General features: G+C 44.6%; 29 protein-coding genes. 5 read left to right on the forward strand and 24 right to left on the reverse strand.

What is annotated here, in order from left to right; translation table 11 throughout:
- Positions 1-13 precede the first annotated feature (13 nt).
- The 3 genes from SALPA_RS07175 to SALPA_RS07185 form a co-directional block, all read right to left on the reverse strand.
- Positions 14-1,444: an ATP-binding protein gene (locus SALPA_RS07175; protein ID WP_145091605.1), complete on the reverse strand. Its 1,431-nt coding sequence runs from the start codon at positions 1,442-1,444 to the stop codon at positions 14-16.
- A gap of 167 nt (positions 1,445-1,611) precedes the next feature.
- The gene (locus tag SALPA_RS07180) at positions 1,612-2,031 is read right to left on the reverse strand and encodes an ATP-binding protein (RefSeq protein WP_145091608.1); all 420 of its coding nucleotides are present in this window, start codon (positions 2,029-2,031) and stop codon (positions 1,612-1,614) included.
- Positions 2,032-2,730, reverse strand: a complete 699-nt coding sequence (locus tag SALPA_RS07185) for a 4'-phosphopantetheinyl transferase superfamily protein (protein ID WP_145091611.1) — start codon at positions 2,728-2,730, stop codon at positions 2,032-2,034. It lies immediately after the preceding gene.
- Between the two features lie 437 nt (positions 2,731-3,167).
- Between SALPA_RS07185 and SALPA_RS07190 the strand changes: the two genes are divergently transcribed.
- The 3 genes from SALPA_RS07190 (at position 3,168) to SALPA_RS07200 (ending at position 6,113) form a co-directional block, all read left to right on the forward strand.
- Entirely contained in the window at positions 3,168-3,884 is a 717-nt protein-coding gene (locus tag SALPA_RS07190; protein WP_145091614.1) for a response regulator transcription factor, read from the forward strand.
- Between the two features lie 112 nt (positions 3,885-3,996).
- The gene (locus tag SALPA_RS07195) at positions 3,997-4,881 is read left to right on the forward strand and encodes a patatin-like phospholipase family protein (RefSeq protein ID WP_145091617.1); all 885 of its coding nucleotides are present in this window, start codon (positions 3,997-3,999) and stop codon (positions 4,879-4,881) included.
- Between the two features lie 56 nt (positions 4,882-4,937).
- Positions 4,938-6,113: a cell wall metabolism sensor histidine kinase WalK gene (locus tag SALPA_RS07200; protein WP_145091619.1), complete on the forward strand. Its 1,176-nt coding sequence runs from the start codon at positions 4,938-4,940 to the stop codon at positions 6,111-6,113.
- Between the two features lie 57 nt (positions 6,114-6,170).
- Here the strand turns inward: SALPA_RS07200 and SALPA_RS07205 are convergent, their stop codons facing one another.
- The 3 genes from SALPA_RS07205 to SALPA_RS07215 form a co-directional block, all read right to left on the reverse strand.
- Positions 6,171-6,497: an STAS domain-containing protein gene (locus SALPA_RS07205; RefSeq protein ID WP_145091622.1), complete on the reverse strand. Its 327-nt coding sequence runs from the start codon at positions 6,495-6,497 to the stop codon at positions 6,171-6,173.
- Between the two features lie 210 nt (positions 6,498-6,707).
- Positions 6,708-7,406: a 3D domain-containing protein gene (locus SALPA_RS32425; RefSeq protein ID WP_145091625.1), complete on the reverse strand. Its 699-nt coding sequence runs from the start codon at positions 7,404-7,406 to the stop codon at positions 6,708-6,710.
- A 96-nt stretch (positions 7,407-7,502) separates the two neighbouring features.
- Positions 7,503-8,153, reverse strand: coding sequence for an HAD hydrolase-like protein (locus SALPA_RS07215; protein ID WP_145091628.1), 651 nt, complete (start codon positions 8,151-8,153; stop codon positions 7,503-7,505).
- A gap of 177 nt (positions 8,154-8,330) precedes the next feature.
- Here SALPA_RS07215 and SALPA_RS07220 point away from each other — a divergent pair, with 177 nt between their 5' ends.
- Positions 8,331-8,900: a xanthine phosphoribosyltransferase gene (locus tag SALPA_RS07220; protein ID WP_145091631.1), complete on the forward strand. Its 570-nt coding sequence runs from the start codon at positions 8,331-8,333 to the stop codon at positions 8,898-8,900.
- On the opposite strand, the gene SALPA_RS07225 is transcribed toward SALPA_RS07220, so the two are convergent.
- Both SALPA_RS07225 and SALPA_RS07230 read right to left on the reverse strand, forming a co-directional pair.
- Positions 8,893-9,375, reverse strand: coding sequence for a GNAT family N-acetyltransferase (locus tag SALPA_RS07225; RefSeq protein ID WP_145091634.1), 483 nt, complete (start codon positions 9,373-9,375; stop codon positions 8,893-8,895). The genes SALPA_RS07220 and SALPA_RS07225 overlap by 8 nt on opposite strands.
- A 119-nt stretch (positions 9,376-9,494) precedes the next feature.
- Positions 9,495-10,892 carry an FMN-binding glutamate synthase family protein gene (locus tag SALPA_RS07230; protein WP_145091637.1) on the reverse strand — a complete coding sequence of 466 codons (1,398 nt, stop codon included), beginning with the start codon at positions 10,890-10,892 and terminating at the stop codon, positions 9,495-9,497.
- 164 nt (positions 10,893-11,056) lie between these two features.
- Between SALPA_RS07230 and SALPA_RS07235 the strand changes: the two genes are divergently transcribed.
- Positions 11,057-11,506 carry a hypothetical protein gene (locus SALPA_RS07235; RefSeq protein ID WP_145091640.1) on the forward strand — a complete coding sequence of 150 codons (450 nt, stop codon included), beginning with the start codon at positions 11,057-11,059 and terminating at the stop codon, positions 11,504-11,506.
- 42 nt (positions 11,507-11,548) lie between these two features.
- On the opposite strand, the gene SALPA_RS07240 is transcribed toward SALPA_RS07235, so the two are convergent.
- From SALPA_RS07240 to SALPA_RS07315, 16 genes are all read right to left on the reverse strand, one after another.
- Positions 11,549-12,127, reverse strand: a complete 579-nt coding sequence (locus SALPA_RS07240; RefSeq protein ID WP_145091642.1) for a flavodoxin family protein — start codon at positions 12,125-12,127, stop codon at positions 11,549-11,551.
- Between the two features lie 17 nt (positions 12,128-12,144).
- Positions 12,145-12,891, reverse strand: coding sequence for an ABC transporter permease (locus tag SALPA_RS07245; protein WP_145091645.1), 747 nt, complete (start codon positions 12,889-12,891; stop codon positions 12,145-12,147).
- A complete protein-coding gene (locus SALPA_RS07250; protein WP_145091649.1) occupies positions 12,888-13,640 on the reverse strand; it encodes an ABC transporter ATP-binding protein in 753 nt (250 codons plus the stop codon). Before SALPA_RS07250 ends, SALPA_RS07245 begins: the two co-directional genes overlap by 4 nt.
- Positions 13,641-13,643: 3 nt before the next feature.
- The gene (locus SALPA_RS07255; RefSeq protein ID WP_145091652.1) at positions 13,644-14,600 is read right to left on the reverse strand and encodes an ABC transporter substrate-binding protein; all 957 of its coding nucleotides are present in this window, start codon (positions 14,598-14,600) and stop codon (positions 13,644-13,646) included.
- A gap of 127 nt (positions 14,601-14,727) precedes the next feature.
- Complete coding sequence (locus SALPA_RS07260; RefSeq protein WP_145091655.1) at positions 14,728-15,411, reverse strand: HAD family hydrolase; 684 nt, start codon at positions 15,409-15,411, stop codon at positions 14,728-14,730.
- Between the two features lie 152 nt (positions 15,412-15,563).
- Entirely contained in the window at positions 15,564-16,100 is a 537-nt protein-coding gene (locus tag SALPA_RS07265; protein WP_145091658.1) for a 2-oxoacid:acceptor oxidoreductase family protein, read from the reverse strand.
- 1 nt (position 16,101) lies between these two features.
- On the reverse strand, positions 16,102-16,935 hold the full coding sequence (locus SALPA_RS07270) for a thiamine pyrophosphate-dependent enzyme (RefSeq protein ID WP_145091661.1): 834 nt from the start codon (positions 16,933-16,935) through the stop codon (positions 16,102-16,104).
- A 1-nt stretch (position 16,936) separates the two neighbouring features.
- A complete protein-coding gene (locus SALPA_RS07275) occupies positions 16,937-18,109 on the reverse strand; it encodes a 2-oxoglutarate ferredoxin oxidoreductase subunit alpha (protein ID WP_145091664.1) in 1,173 nt (390 codons plus the stop codon).
- Positions 18,093-18,359 carry a ferredoxin family protein gene (locus SALPA_RS07280; RefSeq protein ID WP_145091666.1) on the reverse strand — a complete coding sequence of 89 codons (267 nt, stop codon included), beginning with the start codon at positions 18,357-18,359 and terminating at the stop codon, positions 18,093-18,095. Before SALPA_RS07280 ends, SALPA_RS07275 begins: the two co-directional genes overlap by 17 nt.
- A 36-nt stretch (positions 18,360-18,395) precedes the next feature.
- Positions 18,396-19,970, reverse strand: a complete 1,575-nt coding sequence (locus tag SALPA_RS07285; RefSeq protein ID WP_145091669.1) for an AMP-binding protein — start codon at positions 19,968-19,970, stop codon at positions 18,396-18,398.
- 108 nt (positions 19,971-20,078) lie between these two features.
- Entirely contained in the window at positions 20,079-21,080 is a 1,002-nt protein-coding gene (locus tag SALPA_RS07290; protein WP_145091672.1) for an ABC transporter substrate-binding protein, read from the reverse strand.
- Positions 21,081-21,177: 97 nt separating this feature from the next.
- Complete coding sequence (locus tag SALPA_RS07295) at positions 21,178-21,969, reverse strand: ABC transporter ATP-binding protein (RefSeq protein WP_145091675.1); 792 nt, start codon at positions 21,967-21,969, stop codon at positions 21,178-21,180.
- 14 nt (positions 21,970-21,983) lie between these two features.
- Positions 21,984-22,757, reverse strand: a complete 774-nt coding sequence (locus SALPA_RS07300; RefSeq protein ID WP_145091678.1) for an ABC transporter permease — start codon at positions 22,755-22,757, stop codon at positions 21,984-21,986.
- A 159-nt stretch (positions 22,758-22,916) separates the two neighbouring features.
- Positions 22,917-23,144 (reverse strand): ATP-binding protein, encoded by a 228-nt coding sequence (locus SALPA_RS07305; protein WP_145091681.1) that lies wholly within the window; start codon positions 23,142-23,144, stop codon positions 22,917-22,919.
- Positions 23,144-24,994: a fumarate reductase/succinate dehydrogenase flavoprotein subunit gene (locus SALPA_RS07310; RefSeq protein ID WP_145091684.1), complete on the reverse strand. Its 1,851-nt coding sequence runs from the start codon at positions 24,992-24,994 to the stop codon at positions 23,144-23,146. Before SALPA_RS07310 ends, SALPA_RS07305 begins: the two co-directional genes overlap by 1 nt.
- A 22-nt stretch (positions 24,995-25,016) precedes the next feature.
- Complete coding sequence (locus SALPA_RS07315; RefSeq protein WP_145091687.1) at positions 25,017-25,790, reverse strand: ABC transporter ATP-binding protein; 774 nt, start codon at positions 25,788-25,790, stop codon at positions 25,017-25,019.
- Between the last annotated feature and the right edge of the window lie 3 nt (positions 25,791-25,793).

Genomic DNA, 25,793 nt, shown 5'->3' on the forward strand with positions numbered 1-25,793 from the left:
TCTCACCTCCATCCTAGCTTACTCTCCGTTTAAAAGTGATAGTAAACTTGGCTCCCCCTTCGGGCAGGTTTTCTATAGTCATAGTGGCGTTATGCCGCTCGACAATCCGGTAACATACAGCCAGACCAAGACCTACACCATTATCTTTGGTAGTGAAGAACGGCGTTCCCAGTTTGTCAAGAACTTCAGTTGAAATACCGCTTCCTTCATCGCAAAAGGTCAGGAGCACCGTAGAAGCAAAGCTATAGGTGCTGATCTTTAGCTTCCCCCCCTGCGGCATAGCTTCTATCCCATTGCGGACAATGTTTAAAATAAGCTGGCGCAGGCTGTTTTCATCAAGACGAAGGAGCGGAATATCCTGCAAATCCAGTTCTAATTGGCAATTATAACGTAATGCATCTGCTTCCAGCAGGGGCGTCACTTCCTGGATAATTGTATTTAACTGACTCTCCTTAAAATTCATGGCCTTATTTTTAGCCAATGATAAAAAATCGCTAATGATAGCGTTAGCACGGTCAAGCTCTTCAATCATTAGCAGAAAATGAGACTTATAACTTTCGAAGTTTGGCTTATTGCCTATGTATTGCAGAAAACCTCTTACTGTCGTCAGGGGATTGCGCACCTCATGGCCAATACTAGCTGCCATCTCACCAATTATATTTAACCTGTCAAGGCGGGCCATTCGGTCAGTTTGCTCGCTGATATACTGCAAAAGGGGATTCAATTCAGCTATATCACTTTGAAACTCTTTCCCGCGCCCTTCTACGATGGCATCGGCAAATAATGCAAGCTCCTTCTTTAAGCGAATAAATGTTTCCTGAAACAGCATAATGACCACAACTAACGCCACACTGCCGCCCAAGAGTGACTTTTTATATGTACTTAACATATCGGCTTTTACCTTGTCCATATTGTTGCAGATAAAAATGTAACCAATAATTTCATCCCGATAGTGAATTGGTCTAACAAAATAATATATCTGTGCACCATACCATAATACCGAGTTGTCCTGCTTGCCAAGTGTTGCTGTATCTTTGTGAAACAAATCGCCAAACACCTGGGGATCATCAATTGCTAACAAGGATTTGTCAGGTTTTGGACCAATAGCGACAATTCGCTGCAACCGCGTGGAATATATACCAAATTTTGCAGCCGAGGTAGGAATGTAGACACTATTCATTGCCGGTTGCAGCTTACTATTAAGCAGCAATACCTGTTCTTCCGTTGATTGCTCCGCAATGCCCTGATATTCAACCTCATTCAAGAACTGAATAGGCAGTGTTCTTGCAAGATAGGCGGTATAATTTCCCATAAATTGCTCAGAGTTTTCCATCCGCTCTTCATAAGCTGCCCATTGATGATATATAGAAAAAAATAGCATAAATACGAACACAATGCCGACAGCCTTAATGTTTAGTCTGGTAGTCAGATTAGATATTTTCATTATATCCCCAAGCTTTCGCAATTCTAGTAATTATTGTGATACATTATTTTGCATTTTTTGATATTTTTGAGAATTATGTTTTTTACTGTATTCTACATTTTCCAATAAACTCCTTTATTTTTTTATGTATAAATATGTATAAAATTGAAAAGGTTAGTCCATAAAATTTATGAACCAACCTCTTTTTTTAAGGAAAGTATGTTTCTTCCGTCCAGCCGCTGATATTCCATGCAATCCATGTTCTGCCGCACAAAATGGATACCAAGTCCGCCAAGTTCCCGGTTCTCAGCAGATTGGTTAAGGTCAGGCTCGGGAATAGTCGTCGGGTCGAAGGCCACTCCATCGTCAGAAACTGTCAAATTAATTGTGCTATCCGCAAAACTAATCTCAATGAGCACTTCGTGGACTAAACCGTCAGAGTATCCATAGGAAATAATATTGGTGACAAGCTCATCCAGCACCAAGTTTACTTGAAACAATATCTTGGGGGCGATATCATTTTCTGCAAAAAACTCTTCAAGATTCGTGCTGAGTTTTTCCAGTTCGTCAAGGTTGTTTTGCAAGATCATTGTCTGCTTCTTTGCCATTCACACCACCAGCCTTTTATCAGATTCAAGCACATCCTGAATAGTTATCATCGATGGAAAGTGGTTATGGGTGGCACACACAGTCAGCGCATAATCCCTATCCACCTCATACTCTTTAAAAAACCAAAGTTGTTTACCCTCATCTGCCAGCATCGTCTGACTATCGTCTGAAATGCCGATACTAAACGAATTTAACGGCATATACAGCCCTGCCCCCACTGCCTTCACATAGCTTTCTTTATGAGTCCAAATCCGGTAAAACCGGGCAGCCTGTTCAAACGCATTTACTGAGCAAATATCCGCAAACTCCTGCCGGGAAAAAAACATGTTTGCCAAATTCATGTCCACATCTGCTTCTATTTTTTCAATATCAATGCCTACCGGTTGCTTATCAACGGCACAAACCACCCAATCGCCAGAGTGAGACAGATTGAAGTTTACACTTGTCCAACCAATCAGGTAAGGTTTGCCGTAATCTGTAATCAATAGGTTAGTATCGCCGACAGCAACACCGCAGCATTCTTTTAGCGTTTGCCTGAGCAGCAAGCCAGCAGTCAATGAGCGCAATTTGTCACTTAGCTGTCTGTAACTTGCTATTTTTTTTTGCCGTTCCGCTGGTAGAGTTGCAGTATACCGAAAAATTTGCTGCTCACTCAACTTGGGTGTACGGGCAGCATATAGAGCTAATCCTGTTATCATGCCACGGTCTCTTTCGCCTCCGAATCCCCACAGTATGTCAAGGCGGATTTTGGCTGGAGGTTACGGTATTGAATAGCAACGTTGTTGCTCAGCCCAACCAGCAAACCAATTTTTTTCATCGAATATCTTTCCTTCCGTACATTTTTATATTATTGGTAATATTTTTCTTCGACAATTTTTACAGAAAGTCCTACATACTTTTTACTACTTTATTTTATCTTTGGATACGAGTCAAGACTCCCGCCTCTATCGGCGGCGTTCATTCAGGTGGAGTAGACTCTCCACCTGAATCCCGATGTTTCAGCTATGCTGAAACGAGTTCACCAAAACCTTAAGATTTCTTAAAAATTTACTCCAAATCGCTCATCTTATGTAATAATTTGGGAGGATTATTCTGCCTCACGCAGAAATCACTACTAAGCAAGGAGGTGTGAGGCTTGACCTTAGCCAACATTCTAGTCGTAGATGATGAAACAGAAATCATTGATATTATTGAACTATACCTAAATAAAGCAGGCTATCAGGTTTTCCGGGCAACCACTGGTGAGATGGCCGTTAATTTAGCTGTCGACAAACAACCAGACCTGATCGTCCTTGATATCGTTCTACCAGATATAAGCGGGTTCCAGGTCACTGCCAAACTTGCCGACCTTGGCTTGAATGATATCCCGGTGATATTTCTTAGCTGCCGGAACGAAGAGGAAACCATTGTACAAGGCTTACATCTTGGTGATGATTATGTGACCAAACCTTTCAGTCCGAGTGAACTTACAGCGCGGGTAGAAGCTCGCTTACGCCGTAAACAAGCAACCGCCAGCTCTTCTGCTGCGGGAAATCAGCAGCAACTGTGTTTTGCCGATCTAGTAATTGACCTGCCAGCTCATAGCGTCCGGATTCGAAATACAGAAGTACCCCTTTCCACTACCGAGTTTAAGCTATTGTGCCTGCTTGTGCAAAACCGACACCGGGTTTTCAGCTCTGAGCAGCTTTATGAGCTGGTCTGGCACACACAAGGGTTAGATGATGTCCGAACAGTAATGGTACATATCAGCAACCTGCGCAGAAAATTAGAGATATTTCCTGATAGCAAAGAGTATATTCTTACCGTACGCGGTGCCGGATACCGCTTTAACCATGCTTTATCCGGAAGCTAATTCTTTCTTTATAAAACCTTTAACCAGCCAGACAACAATAAAAGCTTATAATTAAGTATATAACAAATAATAGCACTGGTAATCACTAAAATTGCAGGTGGTGGTATTGACTATGACAGATCCAAACCAACATTCAGCTGACCGAAGCCCCAAAATTGGCGTTGTTTTAGGGGGCGGCGGCTGGCGTGCATTGGCCGCAATAGGTTTATTTGAATTCTTGGACGAAGCCAACCTGCCCATTGATTTATTAGTCGGGTGTAGTGGCGGCGGAATTATGGCGGCACTACGTGGTGCCGGTTTCACACCAGATGAGATGAAATCCTGTGGACGGGAGTTTTGGAACCCCAAGCTATTCTCCCGCCTGGACTATCGTACAATCTTAGATATTCTCGGGTTGCCTTTTGGCCAATTTAGTCCTACAGCCGCCATTTTACGGCCTCACAGATTGTTATCGGTTTGTCAGAAAATCTTTAAAGAACGGCGCCTGGAAGAGTTTCACCCGCGTACAATATTACAAACAACAGATATTCGTTCAGGACTGGGAATAGCACTAAATCAGGGACAGGCAGCCAATGCTGTGTATGCTACAACAGCTCAATTTCCTTTCTTACCACCCCTTGCAGTCGATAACCAGTTGCTTGTGGACGGTTCCTATATTTCTTCGCTTCCAGTTATGGAAGCAGTACGACAAAATATGGATATTATCATTGCTATGTCCTATGACAACCATCCAAAACAAGAGCCAACTCACTTTTTTGATCACTATTGGCAATTTATTAACAAAATTCTGACCACTGGTGAACGAAATCAAACAGCTCTCGCAATTTCTCTGCATCACCATGAAATGATTTTAATTAATGTTCATTTTGGCTGCACTGCAGAGTTCTTTTCCGATGAAGGACTAGCGGACATCATTGCGACCGGCCGGGAAGCCGTTCGTTCCCATAAAAACGAAATTTTGGGTGCCCTCGAAAGTTTTACTGTCTCTGTTGATTAACCAACAACCTCTCGTTCCATCCCTGCAGGTAAATTCGCGTGTGGTGGTGATTACTCATGAACGAAACAATCACATCTTCACAATTTGTGTTTGTTACTATTGCTGTTACTGCGCTGGTGGTACTAGGCATTTGGAGCATGTGGACAGGCTATTATTGGCTTACAGCCTTTATGGCCGGCATACTTGTCACCGGACTATTCTTTACCCGGATACTGTACAATCTGGCCAGACACCTGTATACCGGAGTCATAGAATCCAGCAAAGGCACGCTTGAGTTTTCCTTTCCCTATAAATCACATGCTCAGCAAGAATCTGCCAGGCTTCGTCAGGTAACAGCTGCTCACAACTCCTCCTCATCCCAGCAGGCTGCTAAAAAAATCCAGGAGTTAGAAATCATGCTCAAGGAACATGATCTACTAAACGAGCATCTGCAGGATATAAATTCGCAATTAGAAATGGTAGTCACTGAACGCACAGCAGCCCTGGAACGGAGTCATGCCGCCCGACGCAACTTGATTGCCAATATATCCCATGATTTACGGACTCCTATTACACTCATTCAGGGTTATACGGAAACACTGCTTGATGGGATAGCTTCTACGCCCGAAGATCAGCTAAAATACCTAAATCTGATCCATGCCCGCGTGCTCAGACTTAACCGGTTAATACAAGAACTTTTTGACCTCAACCAGCTTGAGTCTGGTCAACTTTCACTTCGGATTCAGCCGGTTTCGGCAACCAATCTTGCCAGGAGTATCTATGAAAAATATGAGACAGATACCCAAAATGCCAATCTGTCAGTCAAATTTATTTCACCCGACTCAGAACCTCAGTTATACCCTAAAGACGATACCATTTATGCTGATCCTGACCGGATTGAACGGGTATTTTCAAATTTGCTGACCAATTCTATCCGTCACACCATGCCTGGTGGAACAATTTATATTGGAGTTCGCTTTCGACGCTTACCAAGCGCCCCCGAAAAAATTGCTGCTTTGTTTTTTGTACAGGATACCGGCGACGGCATTGCCGAAGAAGATCTGCCGTTTGTTTTTAACCGTTATTACCAAAGTCCTCACCGCGATGGCTGCAAACACAGTGGCTCAGGATTAGGACTGGCCATAGCTAAAGAGATTGTAACTGCTCACAATGGCCAAATCTGGGTTGAAAGTCAGCTTCATGAAGGAACTACCTTCACATTTTCTCTCCCGCTTGCGGCTCCATCTTTTTAAATAAAAATAAAACCTGCTACACCTTGGGTTGAAGGCTTAGCAGGTTTTATTTTTGTCCTACAATTCTTTTACCGCGTCTTCCTCCGTATCAAAAATACGGAACAACTGGCTGAACCCAGCCATATCAAAAACCTCTTTAACCTGTGGTTTTAAAGAACATAGAACGATTTTACCGCCCGACTTTTGCATAATCTTCAGCATCTGCAAAAATACCCGGAGACCGGCGCTGGAAATATAATCATTTTGCGAGAAATCGCATACAATTCTTTTACTTCCCCCATTCACTAAATCGTTTAATTTGGCCTCCACTTCCTTTGCAGTATGTGCATCCACACGGGGTATAATTACCGGTATTTTAACATCGCCTGCTGACCTAATGTCCATTTATATCCCCTCTTCGTATGTAAAATAAGCAAAATTGCGCTTTAGCACTCACTATGCCTCTACAGAAGGCTTCGACTATTTTCAGAAAATCCCTGCACTAAGAAGCATAAACTTTCAATATATATATAACTTGGTACAATCTTGCAGGCGGAATATATAAAACTCCACCCTAGCCATCAGGTGGAGTCTTGTAAAACCTATGCTTAGACCCTATAACATATATATTTTTGCATTTTTGATGCCAAAGTCATAGGCTTCATCTACCGAGTCCAAAGCCACATCAATACGGTTGCCCTTGATGGCTCCACCAGTATCTTCTGCTACTGCATAGTGGCCGGTTCCATCAGGATATTTGATATATACCCGCGAACCGAGCGGAATAACATCCGGATCTACGGCAACAATACCTGGACGAACCGTTGTCCCAAGAAATGTTTTGTCTCCCCATTGATCATTATCATGAGCGCCAGGAGCATACGCAGTAGCCTTAACATCTATGACCTTCTGGAAATCTTCAGGCGCGCCGGCTGATGTTTTTTCTGCTGTCGGCACTGCCTGAACCTTTTTGGCTTGCACTACCTGCTTAGATGAATTATCCATCATCTTGGCTTCTACTGGACTCTTTGCCATTCGGCTGCGCTCTGCAGCTGCCTTAGCTTGCATTCTCGCCTGCTTCTTCAGCGGAATTTTGCTGTCTGACTGCATATGCGGCGTTTTCACCATATGTTGCACAGCAGCATCAGGAAGGGCAGTAACATCTGGCATAGCGGATGCATGGGCGGTAGCTGGCAATCCTGGCATAAAGGCAGACGATATAAACGCAGCACCAGCAACAGCAGCTGCTGCCGCCATGCGTTTAAGTCTGCGTTTGAGGGACTTACTGTGTTTACGATGCAATTTATGCATCATTTACATTCGCCTCCTTCCCAAACTATTATTATAGTTTCTGCTAAATAAATGTTTCAATGTAATGCAGTTTTTGACAGGAAGCGGTGTGAATTTGCATTACGCCTGCAAAATCTCTGCAAGCTCATTAACAGTGGATACAGTATAAGCAGGCTTGGCTGCTTGCAGCTCTGCCGCCGTTCCATAGCCGTACGTAACAGCAATAGCAGCAACATCATTTTTCTGCGCACCAATAATATCATGCTTTCTGTCCCCAACCATAACAACATTCTTCCGGTCAATACCAGCAAGCCCGGATAAGATATAGTCAATAATCTCGGCTTTATCAATACGTGATCCGTCCAGATTGCTGCCAACAATTGACCGGAAAAACTGTGTCAGACCAAAGTATTCAACAATCTGTTCAGAATACAGTGTGGGCTTGGAGGTAGCAATAATTAATTGCTTGCCTGCCGCTGCTAACAGTGCCAGCATCTCCTTAATTCCAGGATATACTGCATTTTCAAAGATTCCGGCCTTAGTAAAATATTCCCGGTAATACCCAACCCCTGCAGCAGCCTGCTCCTTGCTTAATGAATAGAATTCTTGAAAAGACTCTACCAGTGGCGGCCCAATAAACGGCACCAGCTTGTCTAATTCAGACTCATAAATATTAAATTTCGCAAGTGCATACTGCACCGACTTGGTAATTCCGACCTTAGGATCTGTCAGTGTTCCATCCAAGTCAAATAAAATCACTTCATAACTCATCGCAGTGCTCCTCTTACCAATTATAATCATCGCCCTTCTGACGTAAAAAGCATCTCTCTGTCGAATTTTGTTTCACATTTGTTGACAGCCCCGCAAAACAGCTGTTACAATAAGGCTTAAACAACTTAGGAACCATATAATTTTCGATTATAGCCCACATAACATAGGGAGGCTGTTATGGATTTATTAAAACAACGAATTCAGACAGATGGTCTGATTTTGAATAACTCTTTACTCAAAGTTGACTCATTTTTGAACCAGCAGATTGATCCTGAACTTATGATGAAGATTGGCGAAGAATTTGTCCGCCGGTTTAAGGATGAAAAAATCACTAAAATTTTGACAATTGAATCTTCAGGCATTGCCGTTTCCGTTATGACCGGACTAATTCTTAAGGTACCGGTCATTTTCGCCCGTAAACGCAAGCCCAAGGTTACCGGAGATGATGTATATACGGCTAAAGTATATTCCTATACCAAGGGTGAGAGCAATACTATTATGATCTCCAAGCAATTTTTGCAGCCTGAAGACAGTGTGCTCATTATTGATGATTTTTTGGCAAATGGCGAAGCAGCGGCCGGTCTGGCCAATATTGTCGAGCAAGCTAACGCTAAGCTAGTCGGCATCGGCATTGTCATTGAAAAATCCTTCCAGCCGGGCGCGCAGAAACTAACAGCGGCTGGGTATCGTGTAGAATCACTTGCCCGAATAAAAGCGTTTACCAATGGACAGGTGGAGTTTATGTAGCCGGACCGAATTGAGCTAGTAGCAGACATTTGCCTTTTTTATCTAGAGATCTTCGCCCTTGCGGCTCCATGGGTACAAAGCCATTTTGAGTATACATGGGATTATCCCAAGTGCACACCAACACACTAAATGCCGCTGAACCATTGTGAGCCCGTATCTGGCGTAACCGCTCAGTAAGCATTAATGAATTGATACCACGGTGTCTCCATTCGGGCAGCACGGTGGCCCAGGACAATTCATAAAGCCAAAAGGAGCACATGGACGGCGCCCAGGCGGCTACTCCAATTATCCGATTATCAACAATGGCCACAATAAAATGGGCACGAATGTAACCATTGATATCGCCTTTTAAAAAGGCCTGCATTTCCGCTTTTACATAAAACAAACTATCTTCATCCCAATCACTAACTTTGAAGACAGTCAAAGCTTCTTCTAATCTATCTGGGGTTAAATTTACTATTTCAATCGGTTCCATTGGCTACCCTTCCCTTCCTACAACCTTCAATAAATAAAGAGTCATAATCTCCAAGGAGCGCCTTGAAGAATTATGGCTCTTTTCGCTATGCTGCACTGCTTTTCCTGCTTATACTGCAATTAATGCATTTGAAGTTCCCGCTGCTGACACTGTACTTTCTGAGCACCTGACTGCACCTGATGCGATGACCTGTGACTAGCCGCATAACGAAGCCCGGCAAATTCCGCCAAATCCCTTTCCACTGAGACAAGATCGCTGCGATCTAATTCCCGTAATGCTTGTCTGCCGACCGCTTGCGCAGCAAGCTGCATTTCGGCCCGGCAGGAGGTTAAAAAGTTAGCCAAATGTTGTGCTGCGTTGTCAACATCCAGTTTGTCATTCATTTTCCCTGAATACATCGCCATTTGGGTAGGCGGTGCCTGGGGCAGCGTTTTTGCAACTTGAGCCTGCATGGCTGCCATCAGTGCAATACTGCCGATATAGACAGCGTCAGCCCCCAGCGCCATGGCCTTAAGAAAATGTCCCGGCGTTGTCAGCCCACCTGCGGCAATTACGCTAAAACGATTGCGCAGATTATTTTCCGCTAACCAGTCTATCGTTCGCACAAGAGTATGGAAGGTAGGCAAACCAACATCATCTTGCAATGTAGGATTGGACGCAGCCGTCCCGCCTTCTGAACCGTCGACAACAATATAGTCGGCCTGAGTTTGAGCAATTACGGCCAGTTCATATTCAATGTAATCCGTGCCGGCGATTTTTACGCCTACTGGTACATCATACTGGGCTTTCATATTGTTAACCATCGTAATGTAATCCCGGGATGTTTGTTTTCCTGGCATTCTCGCAAAGACTGTATTACCCTGCCCTTCTTCCAAATGCCAGGCTTGTCGCAAATGTCGCCCGATTTTGTCAGCAGGCATGGGCTCGTCGACGGCCCCACCCCAGGCTCCCTGACCTAACTGAATCTCAATAGCATCCAACCGGCTCAATTGTTCTTTACCGCTTAGCTGCCCGCCCCGGTGATACTGTCCTATCAGAAATTTGGCGGCATCACGTTCCTCATTGGTAACAGCCGATTCACCCGTATTGGTTGAGGTGCCAGCTAGCGCCGCCCCTTTGGCTAACGCCATCTTCATGAGCAAACTCAAGGAGCCGCCATAGGACATGCCGGTAATCATGATCGGTATAGCTAATTGCAGGGGCCGTTTGGCCATCGGACCAATCACAGTTGTTGTATCGACCTGCGTATAATCAGGGTACGGCAATTGAAATAGCTGCTTGGGGTTAAGTAATAGCTGATCCCAGGGTGACAAAACAACCGGGCTGCCTAATGGCCGGGTCAATTCTGTGCCTAGTTCAGCCCGCATAGCCGCTTCCATAATGGCGCGGGGCGATAATTTCTCGGCCACAGGTACCATGAGAAACGGGTTATCCGGATAATCTTCTGTTAGCATTTTAGCCATAGCTTCATCAGCCATCGGGTCCATCAGTTTCATCATCAGCCAGCTTAATAACATGAAATCACCTCCGTATTTTAGCTGATAGTCTGCCCGAATTTTAACATTTGTACACAACGAGCAGACGAAACAAAACAAACTTTCTGCAACTTGGTCATCATAATCATAATAACGAACAAATTCCTAATAATAACGATAATACTAATTCTAGGAGGTTTGCAAAAATGATTTATCCTAAGATTGCACAGACAGTCACTTTATTACTCCTGGCAGCCAGCTTGCTAATTGGGGGCTGCACCACCGACATGACTCCTGTTGAACCGCAAAGCCCCACTGTGCCTCCTTCCCCACCTAAACAAACCACCGGCGTTCAGGAATACAAGGTCACGTATAATTATGGTGATACCGGCCCAGTACAGCTTTCAGCCAATAATCTGGTACTCAAGGTAGGTCAAAAGCTTATTCTGCAGCCAGCTGCCGGTCTGACCAAGAACACCCGTTTTACGTCAGGCAATGGCAATTTTTGGGGCGATGTGATGCAACAGGAAGGTGAGCAAAGCAGCACCGGTCAGCTAGTCTTTGTCGCTAAACAAGCCGGCAAAGGCAAGCTCCAAATTATTCCCAACAGTACGGAGACCGACAGGGCAACCGACCTGTGGGTTACCGTACAATAGCAGTAAAAAGCAGGACGCTCAGCGCCCTGCTTTTTACTGCTTCTATATAGGCTGTGTTAACAGCTTGCCAAGTTCAAACGCCTGTTCCAGGTCGGCTGGTCGCTCTGAGAGCGGCCTGGCATCTAGATCAGGCAGCGTGAGGCTGCCGATATTTTTTACCCCAATCATTTTAAAAAATAAACTTGCTACATGCTCTGAGCCGATAAACTGCCCCTCATATAATGGTTGGCCACCTGTTGCGATAAATAAGCCGGGACGTCTTTTTCCTGCAAATGCAGCCGATTTCATTATATATTTAGCAGCCCAAAATGGCTGGCAACGATCAATCATTATCTTCGCTTGGGCACTCATACCACTAAAATATATCGGAGCAGCTAAAATAACCGCGTCTGCCGCAACTATTGACGTATAGATAGGCTCCATGTCATCTTGCAAGCGGCAGCGTCCGGTCTTAAAACAACTCTCACAAGCCTGACAAGGTGTAAGCTTACCGCGATTAAGCCAGACTTTTTCAACCTCAACTTCGCTGCCCGCAGCCGCTCCCCGCAGCACTTCCTCGACGACCAGACTATTTGTCCCATGAGCTCTGGGACTCCCCAGCAGTGCTAATACTTTTACCATCCCATTTCCCCCCACAGTTACTTATACTGCCAGCCACACAGTTTTCGTTCCAGGTAATCAATGGTTCCAAATAAAATCAAACCGATAGTGCTTAATACTACTATACCGGAATACATTTCCAAATAATTGACCCGTAGCCAGGCATCCATAATGAAATACCCCATCCCATACTGGGTTCCAAAGGTTTCGGTAAAAAAGAGTACCGATACAGCCGTAGCCATAGCCACCCGTAACGCTGTCAAAAATTTCGGCAGAGAAGCCGGAATGAGAATATCGCGAAAGATGTCACCGAACCCGGCCCCCAGCGAATATAGCGGGTAGTAGGTTTCTTTGGGAATTCCTTTAACGCCATCCCTTACAGCAACAATTACCTGAAAGACAACGATTAAAAATATCATTAGAATCTTTGCTACCTCACCTAAGCCCAACAGTAACATTACGACAGGCAAAAGGGCAATTTTGGGTATAGGGTATGTTAAATAAACGAGAGGCGATAACAGCCTGTCCCATTTGGAGAAATAGCCCATACAGAGCCCTAGCGGAATACCAACTATGACAGCAAGCAAAACTCCAGCAACAATCCGCCACAAACTATAAAGCCCATGAACAGCAATTTGTGGCAAAAAAATATGAAGCAAATTAACAAGTACAATCCCCGGAGATGGAATAATGGGCAACTGCAACCAACTAGCAACTGCCTGCCATAGAATTAGGAAGATTAGCATACCATAGAGATACCAAACCCCTGCTCCTTTTTCTTTCATTTTGACCAATCCTCTTTTATTGTCTGTCGTAACTCAAGACAGAGTTGAAAAAAATCTTGGCGGTTACGAATATCTTCTACCCCAAAAAGTGGATTATCGAATACTTTACTGACTGTCCCCGGAGCAGCCGATAAAATCACGATTTTCCGTCCCAAATACACAGCTTCTTCCACATGATGGGTAACCAGGATGGTGGAAACAGAATATTTTCTCCAAACAGCTAAAAACACATTCTGTATTTCTTCCCGCGTCATGGCATCCAGGGCAGAAAATGGTTCATCCATCAGTAACAAATCAGGCTGCAGCAAAAAAGCACGAGCTAACGCAACCCGCTGCTGCTGACCGCCGCTAAGTTCGCCGGGATAACGGGTTTCCAAGCCGCCCAGCCCCAGCAGTTGCACCATCTCTGCAAGATTCTTGCCACTGTCACTGGTATTTTTGTTCTTAATTTTGACACCAAGCCGAATGTTATCTGTTATGTTTTTCCAGGGCAATAATCCATAGTTCTGCGGAATAAACCCGATAGTCTGCTGCTCAGGCATAACCGGTTGTCCATTAATTAGGACAGTACCATCAAAGTCGGTAATAATTCCGGCCAGAATTTTTAGCATTGTTGATTTTCCACAACCTGAAGGACCAATGATGGCACAAGTCTCCCCGGCGGCCAGCTCCAGATTAATATCTGTAAGCACCTCGGTGCGGACGCCGCTAGATTCATAAGCACTATGCAAAGCTTTAATCTGGATCATAGCTTACTGCCTGACAAACCGGGTATCAACCAACTCGGTATATTGATATTTCTGCTGAATAAGCTGCCTTGCTTGCATCCAGGCAATCACATCATCAATATCCTTTTGCTGTGGTGCGGTCGCTTTTTTGTATTTAGGCAGAATAAGTGCTCCTTTAACGTCTTGCGGAAAACCGGCTTTTTCGATGACCATATCAATGTAGCTGTCTATGGGTTCGTTCGCCAAATAATCTACAGCCTTGTTATATGCCCGATACATAGCCTGAATTTCTTTCTCTTTTTCATTGATAGCCTTGGTAGTAAATAGCATAACTCCTGGATTAATGCCCAGTTGTTCTGACGTATTTATTACCCTGCCGCCATTTTTTACAGCTACTGTTGCCAGCGGGTCAGGCAAGGTGGCAGCACTAATCTTATTATTTTGCAGCATTTCTAAGCGTGCCGGAATCTGCGGAATGACGGTTTTGTTCATATCGGTTGTGGCTAATCCGCCCTCTGTTGCTATCCTGTCAGTGACATATTCAATAATGGTATTTTTAGAAATAGCCACATTTTTGCCCTTGAGATCTTGAACAGCTGCGGCTGTCTCACTTTTATTCACAATTAATTTATAACTGCCGTTTGTTAAGGCAGTAATCACAGTATCAAAGCCACCCGCCTTAGCAAAAGCCTCGGCTAACACATCCGAGATGGCACCGTCCAGGTTACCGCTTTGCAGGGCACTATCCCGTTCCATGGCACTTTTAAACGGTTTTAGCGTAACCGTTACCCCTTCTTCTTTAAAATAACCCTTTTCCTGAGCAATAATAAAAGGAATGGAATCTACGTCAGGCATAAGACCAATGGTAATATTCTGCAGCTGACCTTGCTTTTGCGCCGTATTTTCTTTTTTTTCACTAGCGCATCCTGCCAAGACCAGCAGCAGCAGCGCAATTGTAATTAAAACAACGTTTTTCTTCATTGTACAACCTCATTTCCTTTGACTAGTATGCCGGGCTCACTATATTCTGTTCGACAATCGCTTCCTTCTTACCTTTACCGCAATACAAAATATATGTAGAAGCTCAGCATACTCACTATAGCTGGCATTACACACTTGTGGCTATCTTAGTTGCAAAAATCTCCGCTTCCGGCAAAAATTCCATACTCCACCAGGGGCACAAGCTTTGTAATTCTGCTAGAGAATACCTGCCTGTAGCAACGCCGATTGTGTGCGCTCCAATGCCTTTACCACACTCAATATCATGAGGAGTATCACCAATTACATAAATTTTATGCTGGTCACCCCAGTTTGCATGCACTATTTCCAGCGCGCTATTGGCTATATCACTCCTCCGCTCAAACTGCTCCGCAAATGCACTGCTGGCAAAATCAAAATACCGATCTAGTGCAAAATACTTTAGCTTTATTTGTGCACCTATTTTACTATTGCCTGTTAACAACAGCAGCTTGTAGTCGTCACGCTCATGCAGGCAAGCCAATATATTGGCTGCCTCAGGCAAAACCAATCCTTTTCTGGCAGCCAGCTCCCGGGGAAGAAGCTCTTCATAACGACGGCATAAACGGTCTATCTCGCTCCGGCTTGCCTCACGACCGGAAGATACCTCAATAATCTGTCTTGCTATATAATTGTCTGTCATCCCGGCAGTGGTAAGGGTGTCAAAGTCCACTGCGCTGCCCCAGAGTTCTGTTGTTGCCTGCGCAAAAGCATATAAGCCGGCTTTTGCTGTTCTGATTAGTGTTCCATCAATATCCCAAAAAAGTATTTTCAAAAAATGCCCCCCTAACGTATTTATTCTGATTTTTAGCTGGTACTGATGAAAATTATAATGACAAATCCTGTGATATACAAGCATTGATATAAAATAAATAGACCGGAGGCATTCTTTCTCCGGTCTATCAATATATATGCATATATATTGATTCAAATAGTGGTATGACTTAATGTATAACCAAGCTCGAACGCCCTTATATTCTCCTCAACAAACTTCGGTACCCGTTCTTCTAATGCTTTCAACAAGCTTTCTTTACTGATTGCCACCTGTAAGTACTGGCCCAGCATTCCCAAAAAAATAATATTGGCGAAAATATCCCGTCCCAATTCCTTTACAGCAATATCCCTCGCCGGCAGAGGCATATGTTGAACAGCTAACCCCGGATCGGGTTCAATGTATCCTGGATCAAAAATAATTATACCCTGCTTTACTAAACTGGCAAACTTGGTATATGCCGATTTTGACATTGCACAAAAGTAATCAGGTGTTTCTACCACCGGACTGTCAATCGGTGAACCGGACAGTACAATTTGGCTGCGGACATAGCCACCCCGGGTTTCAGTCCCATGGCTTACTAGCATGGTGGTAAACAATCCTTCATAGACCGCGGCCGTGCTAAAAATTTGCCCCAGACGAACAACACCCTGACCGCCAAAACCACTAACCAATATTTCCGTTCGTTTCATGTTAAACCTCCCCGCGCACGGCCTCTGTAAATTTTCTCATTTGCTCAGAAAACTCTGGCCGAGGCTCTGAAGCCTGATGATAAATACCTGTCTTAAAAGTAATTCCTTCGATATTTTTAGCCGGATCAGGATTGGTTCGCTCTGTAAGCCAGCGGTACGCCACTACCGGCTTTCGTGACCCCAGAGCCTTGCCAGCAAAGTTAGTTATGCACGGATAGGCTATATGCACCAAAGAAAATCCCTTAAACTGAATGGCTTTTTTAATGCTCTCTACTGCATTTTGGCCTTCTATACTTGTGTGTCTGGCTAAAAAACCCGCACCGGCCGCTCTCAAAATATCCAGAATATCCCGTCCATCCTGCACCCAGTTAGGGTCCTGCATACCATAGGGACTGCTGTCTGTCACCGAACCGTTGGGGGTAGTATAGCCATATTGGCCGCCGGTAGACTGATAGCCAAAGTTATCGGCCACGATTACGGTCATATCCACATTTCTGCGCACACAATGCAGCAGGTGTAACAACCCAATGCCGAAAGCATCGCCATCGCCCACTGTAAGTACTATTTTTTGTTCTGGCGGGAGCGCTAAGCGCAGACCAGTGGCAATGGCATATACACGTCCATGAGTACCAGCAAAGTTATCTCCTTTCCAGGTGTTAAAGGTCTGCCGTCCGGCACAGCCGATGCCTGTTCCCCATACAATATCACTGGTAGTGAGTGCCAGCTCATCAATGGCCAGCAAAACCTTTTTGTGAACTTGTCCCAGACCACAACCACTGCAGGCGGTACTGGGTATTTTTTTTGACTTTAAGTATTTTGTTGCTAAATAGTCCATGCTACCAGGCCTCCCGCTGCCACTTTATGCTTTCCAGTGGCTGATTATTAATTAAAGTGCGTGCTGCATCTACCAATTCTGCCACCTTGGGCAATTCCCCACATCTTCCTAAAAAATGCACTTCACTGCCTTTCTGGACTGATCGCTGAACTTCCCGCACCAACTGGCCGTCATAATTAAGTTCCACAGATAAATATTTGGCACTCCGACTAAATGCTTCATCCGGAAAGGGCCATATTGAAACCAAACGAATGCCGCCGACCTTTAACCCCTGTTCTCTGGCCGCTTTAACCGCACTTTTTAATACACGCGACGGACTGCCGTAAGCCACAAGAATTACGTCCGGATTATCATCGGTGTCAATCTCTTCATAACGAGTGATTAGATCTTTATGATTCCTTACTTTGTAGATTAAGCGATACGCGTGCTTATGCTGCCATTCCACTTCTTCGGTATCAAAGCCTTCGGCCGTAGGCGTCCAGTCTGAGCAAGCCGCCCCCGTGTTATGCCCTAATACTACAGGTGGAACATCTATTTCATCGGTTGCCGGATAAAACTCAGGTCCATAATTAATCTTTCTTGGCGCAACCCTAAGTCCCATTTCCCTGGCTTCCGCTTCTGTCTCTGGTATCAAGAGCGTTTCCCAACCATCGGTAACAATTTGATCAGCCAAAACAGTGACAGGCATCCGAAACCGTTCCGCAAGATAAAAAGCCTCGACGGTCAATGAAAACGCCTCCTGTACACTGTTTGGCGTCAACACAATACTCTCAAAATTGCCCCCGTGGGTCGGATAACGACTGAGATAAAATTCACCCTGACCAGGCGCTCCTGTAATCCCGCTTACAGGACCGACACGTTGGGCATTTACTATGACAACAGGAATTTCACTGCCCAAAGCCCAGCCATATGGGTCAGCGTACAGAACGTAACCGGGGCCTGATGTGGAAGTCATGGCTTTGAGCCCTCCCAGCGAAGCGCCAATACACATATGCAAGGCTGATAACTCATCCTCAGCCTGAATATAATAGCCACCTATCTGGGGCAGGCGGCGGGACATATTCTCGGCAATCTCGGTTGCCGGCGTAATCGGATACCCTGCAAATACCTTGCAACCGGCAAAAATAGCGGCTTCAGTAATAGCTGCATTGCCTGTATCAAATATTCTTTTCACGACAATCCTCCTTCGCCGGTTTTTCATTTATAGTAATGGCAAAATCCGGACACGCAAAATAGCAGCGCCGGCAGCCGATGCATGCTTCTGAAGACTTAACTTGTACCGGCCTATATCCCTTATCATTAAAATAGTCAGCCTGAGTAAACACTCCTTGGGGGCAAACTTCTATACAATAGCCGCAATCCTTGCAACCTTGCCCATCGACCTCTACATTATATTTTTTGTTCTTTTGTTGCTTGCAAGCCATAATAGCCGCTAGCTCCTTTCTACGATAATTTCTGGTTCACTGAGATGCTACGACGCTCTCGCTCCCCGCTGCGGCAGGAGAAGCCGCAGTGAGTCTGCTATAAAGTTCGATTAGTTTACGCCGCTGAATTTTTCCATTAGGTCCTTTAGGAAAATCGTCTAGATATAGAATGTTTTTGGGGATTTTGAAATCGGACAGACATGTTTTGCAATGATCCAGTATTTTTTCTGTACTCAATTGCGCTCCTGGCCTTAATTGTACAAAAGCTACGATTTCCTCACCAAATAAGTTATCAGGCACACCTACCGCTGCAGCCACTTCAATCTCTGTCAATTGATACAAAACCTCATCCACTTCCCGTGGCGAAATCTTTTCCCCGGCCCGGTTGATCAATTCTTTTCTTCTGCCAGTCAGAAAGAGATATCCGTCTTCATCAAAATAGCCCAAATCACCCGTATAGAACCAGCCGTTCTTAAAGCTTTCCTTATTAGCTTCAAGGTTGTTGAGATATCCCGGGGTAACATTAGCCCCCTGGAGAATAACCTCTCCTACTGCCCCGGTAGAGACTAGGTTGCTCTGCTCATCAACAACTCGAATTTCGTTACCCACAGGCAATCCGACTGAACCGGCTTTTCTAGCTCCAGGTGGCAACAGGTTGGTTGCGACCTGACTTCCCGCTTCAGACAACCCGTAGGCTTCAATCACCGGCACGCCAAACCGCCTTTCAAATTCTTGCAGAATAGCTACCGGCAATGACGATGATGCCGAACGGGCAAACCGCAGACTAGCTGACCGAACAGACTCATCGACTTCTTTTGAAAGCAAAATCGACAAAATGGTTGGAACAGCACTAAACCAGGTTACCTGATATTGATTGACCCAACCCCAAAATCTACTGGCACTAAATTTTCGTGGTACGATAGCCTGCCCCCCAGTAAACATAGGGGTAATTAGCGTAATTACCAGTCCATTGATATGAAAAAAGGGCAGTATACATAGAACAATATCCGTTGCTGTTAGTTGGTGTCCCTGGCTGATGAAGCCAGCTTCAGCCAACAGGTTGCCATGGGTCAGCACAACGCCTTTGGGAACTCCTGTTGATCCGGATGTAAAAAGCAAGAGAGCCTCATCAGCAACGTTTGGCTCAGACGCCTGCAATACGTTCTTTATACATTTTTCAAAAATAGTAATAATACAGAGTTCTTCTTTTCCTTCATTATTTATTTGATATCGTCTGATGTTTTCATTAAATTGGGGGGGCAATGCCTTGGCCCCCTCGCGGTCTGCAATAATCAATTGAACCCCGGCCTGTTCCAGTAAACCCGAGATTTCCGAGGGTTTGAACCGGGGATTCAGCGGAACAACAACCCCGCCTGCCAAAAGAATACTCCAAAAAGCGACCACCCAGTTTACTCCATTATCCAATATCAGTGCTATCCGTGAACCTTTTTGCAAACCTAGCTGCCCTAACTGTTGCGCAAATTCTTGCGCTACCCGGTAGAACGCACCATAAGTTAAGTCAGTCCCTTGTTCCGGCGCTGATATAAAGATACGTTCACCGTCATTCAAAACACGATATTTAATCAACTGAGCCAAGGATTCAAAACTCATACTCTCTCCCCTTATACGGTATACTGTGCAAAAGTTTGCTTGCAGGGATTACCCTAGGCATAATGCATTGTCCGCTTATCAATATCATAAATGGCGGTAGATACACTCTTATTGTTTACTCTTTTTATAATAACGGTCGTCAAATAACTCGTTAATATCATAGTCTTTCTTGAGGACTTTGGTTTCTTTGAGGAAGTCCTTTACCTGCTGGAGAGCAGCGATATCTTCCGGAACTATTTTAGAATCCCAATCAGAGCTTTTTACAATTCTTGAAATAGCAGATACAGGAAGTTTACTTTCTTTCGCAATTAACTCCAATGCTTCATCTGGATTACTTTTGATGAATGCAGCAGCTTTCTCGTTCACTTTAAGGATGCGTTCTGCGTAATCCGGGTATTTTTGCGCAAACTCATTTCGAGCCAGGAATACGCCAATATAGCGTTTAACTCCACTCGAAGAATCTTCCAGAATTTTGCCAGCCTTAGCATTCTCTAAAACAGAATTCCACGGTTCCCAGGTTACCACTGCATCCACATTGTTAGTTTCCAATGCTGCCTGATGATCACTTGCCGGCAGATTAACAATATTAACATCATTGGTATTTAAGCCATTTTTCTTCAGCAGAAGAATTAAGAAATGATGGGCGCTCGAACCAACCTGCACAGCTATCTTTTTTCCTTTCAAATCGTTAACAGATTTAAACGGTGAATCGGGCCGAATCAACAGCGCATTACCCCCAGGAGTATAGCCGGCACGGCTAATTACCTTGATATCTATACCAGCTGACCGAGCCGATACAGGCGGCATATCACCAGTGTGTGCAAAATCGGCACGCCCGCCGGCAAAGGCTTCAATCATGGGTGGCCCTGACAGATAGAGATCATATTTTACAGCTACTCCATCTTTGGCGAATTCTTCTTCATACATTCCTTTGGCCTTTGCCAATAGAATGATTATGCTTGAGTTTTGATAAGCAACGTGAATTTCCTGCGGTTTCTCCGCCTTTTTTTCTACTTCTGCTGTTTTAGTGTCTTTACCAGCACACCCTGCAGTCAAAATGCCAATCACAAATAATGCCAAAAGAAATACCACCAGCTGTTTCTTTTTCATACTCTCAACCCCTTATTGCTTTAAAATTTTAATAAGTTCCATTTGAAGCCCGATTACCAGTACCGCTTCCCCTTCGTCGACTAAGTTAAGCATTGCTTTAGATACTATAAGCAAACGGCACTTCAACGTCTGAGAAAAATTCAGTGTAAATTTTCTTACGGATTTTTACAAATTCAAAACTGTTCCGGTCACGCGGACGGGGCAAATCAACAGGAATAATAGATTTCGTCGTAGCAGGCAGCTTAGACATCACTACAACCCGGTCTCCCAAAAAGATGGCTTCGTCGATATCATGGGTAACCAACAAAATTGTAGTCTTTTCTGCTCCCCATATACGGATAATCTCCTGTTGCATCGTAATACGCGTCATAGCATCCAGGGCACCAAACGGTTCATCAAGCAATAAAACCTGTGGACGGTTTACTAATGCCCTTGCTATACTAACCCGCTGTTGCATACCGCCAGATAATTGATACGGATAGGCCTTTGCAAACCCGGCTAAGCCCACCAGTTCCAGGTGTTCCTGAACAATACGCTGCTTTTCCTCATTGCTACGCCCGTTGCCCAACCCAAAAAGCACATTCTCTTCGATCGTTAACCAAGGATATAGCCGTGCCTCCTGGAAAACCATCCCTCTGTTTACTCCTGGTCCCTCAATCAAATCCTCACCAAGACGTATCTCTCCAGAGAAACCTCGTTCCAGACCGACAACAAGCCTGAGAAGTGTACTTTTACCGCAGCCGCTGGGACCTATGATGCTGATAAACTCCCCCGGCGCTACCGTTAAATTAATATCTTTCAAAACATCCACCGATTTACCCGCGATTTGGAATGTTTTATTCAAATTATCAATCGTAAGCGTTTGTGGTATTACCGACGCTAGGCTCATCTCTCTCACTCCCTTTAGTGAATGTTTACATTCCATCTTAGCAAACGCTTTTCGAGCAATTGTAACAGTTGTTCAATAATGATTCCGGTAAATCCAATGGAAAGTACGCCAACCAATACAACATCAATTTGTGATAATTCCCTGGCATACATAATCATATAACCAATACCCGAGGCTGCTGCAATCAGCTCAGCTGCCACTACGCTGCGCCACGCCACGTCAATGCCGACTCGAACACCAGTAAAGATTGCTGGCAAGGCTGCAGGCAAAATCACCTTGGTTAACAGTGTCATATGATCCTTTTCCAAGATAGTAGCTACTTCCAGGTATTTTTTATCGACATTTCTAATTCCCTCTACTACACTGACCAATACCGTCCAGAAACTCCCAATAGCGATAACGGTAATCTTTGAGCCTTCATCAATTCCCATCCATAAAATAAGAACCGGAATCCAGGCAATGACCGGAATAGGTCTAAGCACCCCAAAAATCAGGCTAACTGCTATCCGCATTTTCTTTGATAACGCTACCTGAACACCCACTAGAACGCCAAGCCCTGCCCCAATAATAAATCCTTCAGCAACCCGCAGAATACTAACGCCTAAATTAGCAAGCAATTCTCCGGAAGCCAGTAGTTCAACCAACATAACGGCAATGACGGAAGGCCTTGGCAAAAGGTTGGCCCGAATTAAACCAAGCTGACTGGCCGCCTCCCATACAGCCAGGAGTAAGACAGGTGCCACTAATGCAAGATAATTTTCTTTCAACCATAAAGCAATTTTTTCCATTGACTCTCCTCCCCGCTTTTCTCAATAAGCTTTATTTTTTAAATAAAAAAAATAAAGGCCAAGAATTCCAAAGAATTCTTAGCCTTCAGTTCTCTGATCAGCCAATATATTAGGTTTAGTATATAGTACCTTTAAATTGCTGTCAACATAAATTAATTATTATTTGATAAGATAAGGGACCTCTTTCAATGTAATTGCTTTATTCGGACACACGAATGAGCAAATATCACAATACCAGCAGTCATCACGGTATTTCATAAATGGTACATCATCGTCTCCTTTTCTCAAAACATCACGCGGACAGTAGTCAATGCACAAACCGCAGGAACTACACTTCTCACCATTAAAATCTAGCCATTGATACTGTTTGCTTTCTTTGCAGCTCATTACTTTACGCCCCCTTTTCCTGGAACAAACCGGGCCGGAATTTCAAAGCCCTCTCTTTGAACCTTTTCTTCAATCCAGGGATCTCTTACCTTATTAGGCGGGTGTTTATAGCCAGTACCAATGCTAAGATTTAAAGCTGGATATTCATAATCAAGTCTGGCCGGGAATGTCCATTGAGGGGCAGGCACTTCTTGTTGAGAGGCAATCATGCTTCCGGACGCTCTATCCTTATGTAACACTACCCATTTGTTGTCCCAGTCCGGATCACGCTGAGGATATGCTAAACGGTAATGACCTAGTCCCCATCTGCTTTCTGTCCGGTACAATGATGCTCTGGCCGCCATTTCCGCACAATCGATAATGCTTTGTATCTCGGTTACTTTGATTAAATCATGATAATCATTAACCTTTATGCGCGGCAAATCCTCTTTGCGAATTCTTTCCGTCCACCATAGCAGCTTATTCATCAGTGGATCACTCTTCGGGGGCGTTAGATATTGACTTATCTTGGAACGAATCTTATATTCAACTTGTTCTACCGGTATACCCTCTGCCAGCTCTAAAGGCCGTACAACTTCTTTGATAAGTTGATTTATGTCGACGTCGAGCTGCGGCGCCTTATGCGTTTTCGCAAACTCTGCCGCACGCTCTCCGGCAATACTACCAAACACAAACGCCCCTGTAAGGTACTGATGAGGAACTGCCGCGCAATCGCCAGCAGCATACAAGCCAGGCACGTTGGTTTCTGTATGCTTATTTATTTGTATTCCAGACATACTGTGCCCGCTGCATAGCGTTATTTCCTCCATACCCTGCTCAACTGAATCCCATCGTCTATAGTTTTCATCCCGTTGAATATGAAAAAGTCCCCGCGATGTACGCTCGGTTCCCCATAGGATTTTTTCCAGACCTTGAATAGTCTCTTCAGGAAGATGGTCCATTTTAAGATACACAGGTCCTCTTCCCTCCTGGAATTCCCGCCAAACAGCCAAGAACATATCTCCTGACCAGTAACCATGAGTCCAGTACTTCTCACCCAGTGCGTTTACACCATAACCGCCTCTTGGTATAACCACATAGCCGCAAGCAGGCCCATTGTAGTCTTTCATCAATAGGTTAGTCTGGAAACATTCCAGATTTATTAAGTTAGCGCCTGCATGGTACGCCATGGCAAATCCCTCTCCGGTATTACCCGGGAACTCGTATAACCCACTGAGATAACCATCTCTTGGCAGACCAAACTTACCAACAGCACCTGCCGTCAAGATAACGGTAGGTGTATTTATTACATAAAAATCACCTGTGCGGATATTAAAAGCAAGCAGCGCCGACACCCGGCCATCGGTAGTTAAGAAACGTACGGCAGGCGTAAAGTCAAGTACCTGCACCCCTAGATCCCGTACCCTTTTAGCCAAAGCCCGTTTAATGTCTTCTCCATCCATAGCAAGATATAACGGATGTTCGGTCGGATGGAGAAAGCTAGCTTTATAATTGCCATTCTCATCAATCGGAAACAAATCACCAGGCTCGCGGTTAGTATATTCTTCAAGATCCTTAATCACCTGAAGGCTTTTTTCGCCAAGTACATAGGCGCATTCTTGATCTAATATCCCTTCGGTTACCTTGGTAAGTGCTTCCACTACATTTTCGGGTGTGCCATATCCGGGAACGGCCACAATATTTAGAGCGTCCATTCCTCTACCAATGGCACCTGAAGTTTCTATGGGCCCCTTATCTAAGATAATGACTTTGGCGTCAGGATTTTTGCTTTTAGCTTTTATCGCCGCTATTGTACCTGCACTGCCACCTCCAATAATGCTTACGTCAGCTGAAATATAATGTACTGCCATTCCTTATTCCTCCTCATGTTCCCTATATGACATACTCTAGAGAAGTCTCAGTGACTAGTGAAAACTCCCTAAAAACACGATCACGAATTTTGTTAAAATCATAGTCTGTCCTATTGCGGGGTTTAGGTAACTGGACGTTAACAATAGCATTCACTTTACCTGGATTTGGCGTCATGATTACCACCCTATCACCAAGGTAAATGGCCTCGTCAATATCATGAGTTACAAAAATCACCGTCGGACTATTCTTCTTGCAGATGCTGGTAAGTTCGAGCTGGAGCTGCATCCTGGTAAAGGCATCCAGCGCTCCGAAGGGTTCATCCAGTAACAGAATCTTAGGCTCCAGTACAAGGGCGCGGGCTATTGCCACCCTTTGTTTCATTCCTCCGGATAACTGATGCGGATATACGTTGGCAAAGTTGCAAAGATTTACTAAGTTTAAATACTCAAGTGCCTTCTCACGGGCCGCTTTAGCCGGTACCTTTCTTAAATCCAAGCCAAACTGAACATTCTCAACAACTGTTCGCCAGGGAAATAACGCATAATCTTGAAAAACAATAGCGCGATCACTACCGGGCGCGGTTATCCTCTGACCATCAATCTCCACCCAGCCGGAGCTTGCCTGTTCGAGACCGGCAATAATCTTCAGCAATGTGCTTTTGCCACAACCAGATGGCCCCAGCAAACACACAAATTCCTGATCATTTACGCTGAGACTTACGTCATTCAGGGCAATAATCTCTCTGTCTTTTTTAAGATGAAATGATTTTCGAACATCGTGCACCTGGATTGCCATGGT

This window comes from Sporomusa sp. KB1 (assembly GCF_007830295.1).
Lineage (GTDB): Bacteria > Bacillota > Negativicutes > Sporomusales > Sporomusaceae > Sporomusa.

Coding starts and splice junctions, on each gene's coding strand:
- SALPA_RS07300 (WP_145091678.1), bottom strand. CDS start 22,757: ATGGAAAAAATTGCTTTATGGTTGAAAGAAAATTATCTTGCATTAGTG.
- SALPA_RS07225 (WP_145091634.1), bottom strand. CDS start 9,375: ATGGAACCGATTGAAATAGTAAATTTAACCCCAGATAGATTAGAAGAA.
- SALPA_RS07230 (WP_145091637.1), bottom strand. CDS start 10,892: ATGTTATTAAGCTGGCTGATGATGAAACTGATGGACCCGATGGCTGAT.
- SALPA_RS07255 (WP_145091652.1), bottom strand. CDS start 14,600: ATGAAGAAAAACGTTGTTTTAATTACAATTGCGCTGCTGCTGCTGGTC.
- SALPA_RS07280 (WP_145091666.1), bottom strand. CDS start 18,359: ATGGCTTGCAAGCAACAAAAGAACAAAAAATATAATGTAGAGGTCGAT.
- SALPA_RS07200 (WP_145091619.1), top strand. CDS start 4,938: ATGAACGAAACAATCACATCTTCACAATTTGTGTTTGTTACTATTGCT.
- SALPA_RS07285 (WP_145091669.1), bottom strand. CDS start 19,970: ATGAGTTTTGAATCCTTGGCTCAGTTGATTAAATATCGTGTTTTGAAT.
- SALPA_RS07250 (WP_145091649.1), bottom strand. CDS start 13,640: ATGATCCAGATTAAAGCTTTGCATAGTGCTTATGAATCTAGCGGCGTC.
- SALPA_RS07195 (WP_145091617.1), top strand. CDS start 3,997: ATGACAGATCCAAACCAACATTCAGCTGACCGAAGCCCCAAAATTGGC.
- SALPA_RS07205 (WP_145091622.1), bottom strand. CDS start 6,497: ATGGACATTAGGTCAGCAGGCGATGTTAAAATACCGGTAATTATACCC.
- SALPA_RS07215 (WP_145091628.1), bottom strand. CDS start 8,153: ATGAGTTATGAAGTGATTTTATTTGACTTGGATGGAACACTGACAGAT.
- SALPA_RS07245 (WP_145091645.1), bottom strand. CDS start 12,891: ATGAAAGAAAAAGGAGCAGGGGTTTGGTATCTCTATGGTATGCTAATC.
- SALPA_RS07240 (WP_145091642.1), bottom strand. CDS start 12,127: ATGGTAAAAGTATTAGCACTGCTGGGGAGTCCCAGAGCTCATGGGACA.
- SALPA_RS07185 (WP_145091611.1), bottom strand. CDS start 2,730: ATGATAACAGGATTAGCTCTATATGCTGCCCGTACACCCAAGTTGAGT.
- SALPA_RS07270 (WP_145091661.1), bottom strand. CDS start 16,935: ATGGACTATTTAGCAACAAAATACTTAAAGTCAAAAAAAATACCCAGT.
- SALPA_RS07180 (WP_145091608.1), bottom strand. CDS start 2,031: ATGGCAAAGAAGCAGACAATGATCTTGCAAAACAACCTTGACGAACTG.
- SALPA_RS32425 (WP_145091625.1), bottom strand. CDS start 7,406: ATGATGCATAAATTGCATCGTAAACACAGTAAGTCCCTCAAACGCAGA.
- SALPA_RS07290 (WP_145091672.1), bottom strand. CDS start 21,080: ATGAAAAAGAAACAGCTGGTGGTATTTCTTTTGGCATTATTTGTGATT.
- SALPA_RS07310 (WP_145091684.1), bottom strand. CDS start 24,994: ATGGCAGTACATTATATTTCAGCTGACGTAAGCATTATTGGAGGTGGC.
- SALPA_RS07315 (WP_145091687.1), bottom strand. CDS start 25,790: ATGGCAATCCAGGTGCACGATGTTCGAAAATCATTTCATCTTAAAAAA.
- SALPA_RS07220 (WP_145091631.1), top strand. CDS start 8,331: ATGGATTTATTAAAACAACGAATTCAGACAGATGGTCTGATTTTGAAT.
- SALPA_RS07305 (WP_145091681.1), bottom strand. CDS start 23,144: ATGAGCTGCAAAGAAAGCAAACAGTATCAATGGCTAGATTTTAATGGT.
- SALPA_RS07235 (WP_145091640.1), top strand. CDS start 11,057: ATGATTTATCCTAAGATTGCACAGACAGTCACTTTATTACTCCTGGCA.
- SALPA_RS07295 (WP_145091675.1), bottom strand. CDS start 21,969: ATGAGCCTAGCGTCGGTAATACCACAAACGCTTACGATTGATAATTTG.
- SALPA_RS07175 (WP_145091605.1), bottom strand. CDS start 1,444: ATGAAAATATCTAATCTGACTACCAGACTAAACATTAAGGCTGTCGGC.
- SALPA_RS07265 (WP_145091658.1), bottom strand. CDS start 16,100: ATGAAACGAACGGAAATATTGGTTAGTGGTTTTGGCGGTCAGGGTGTT.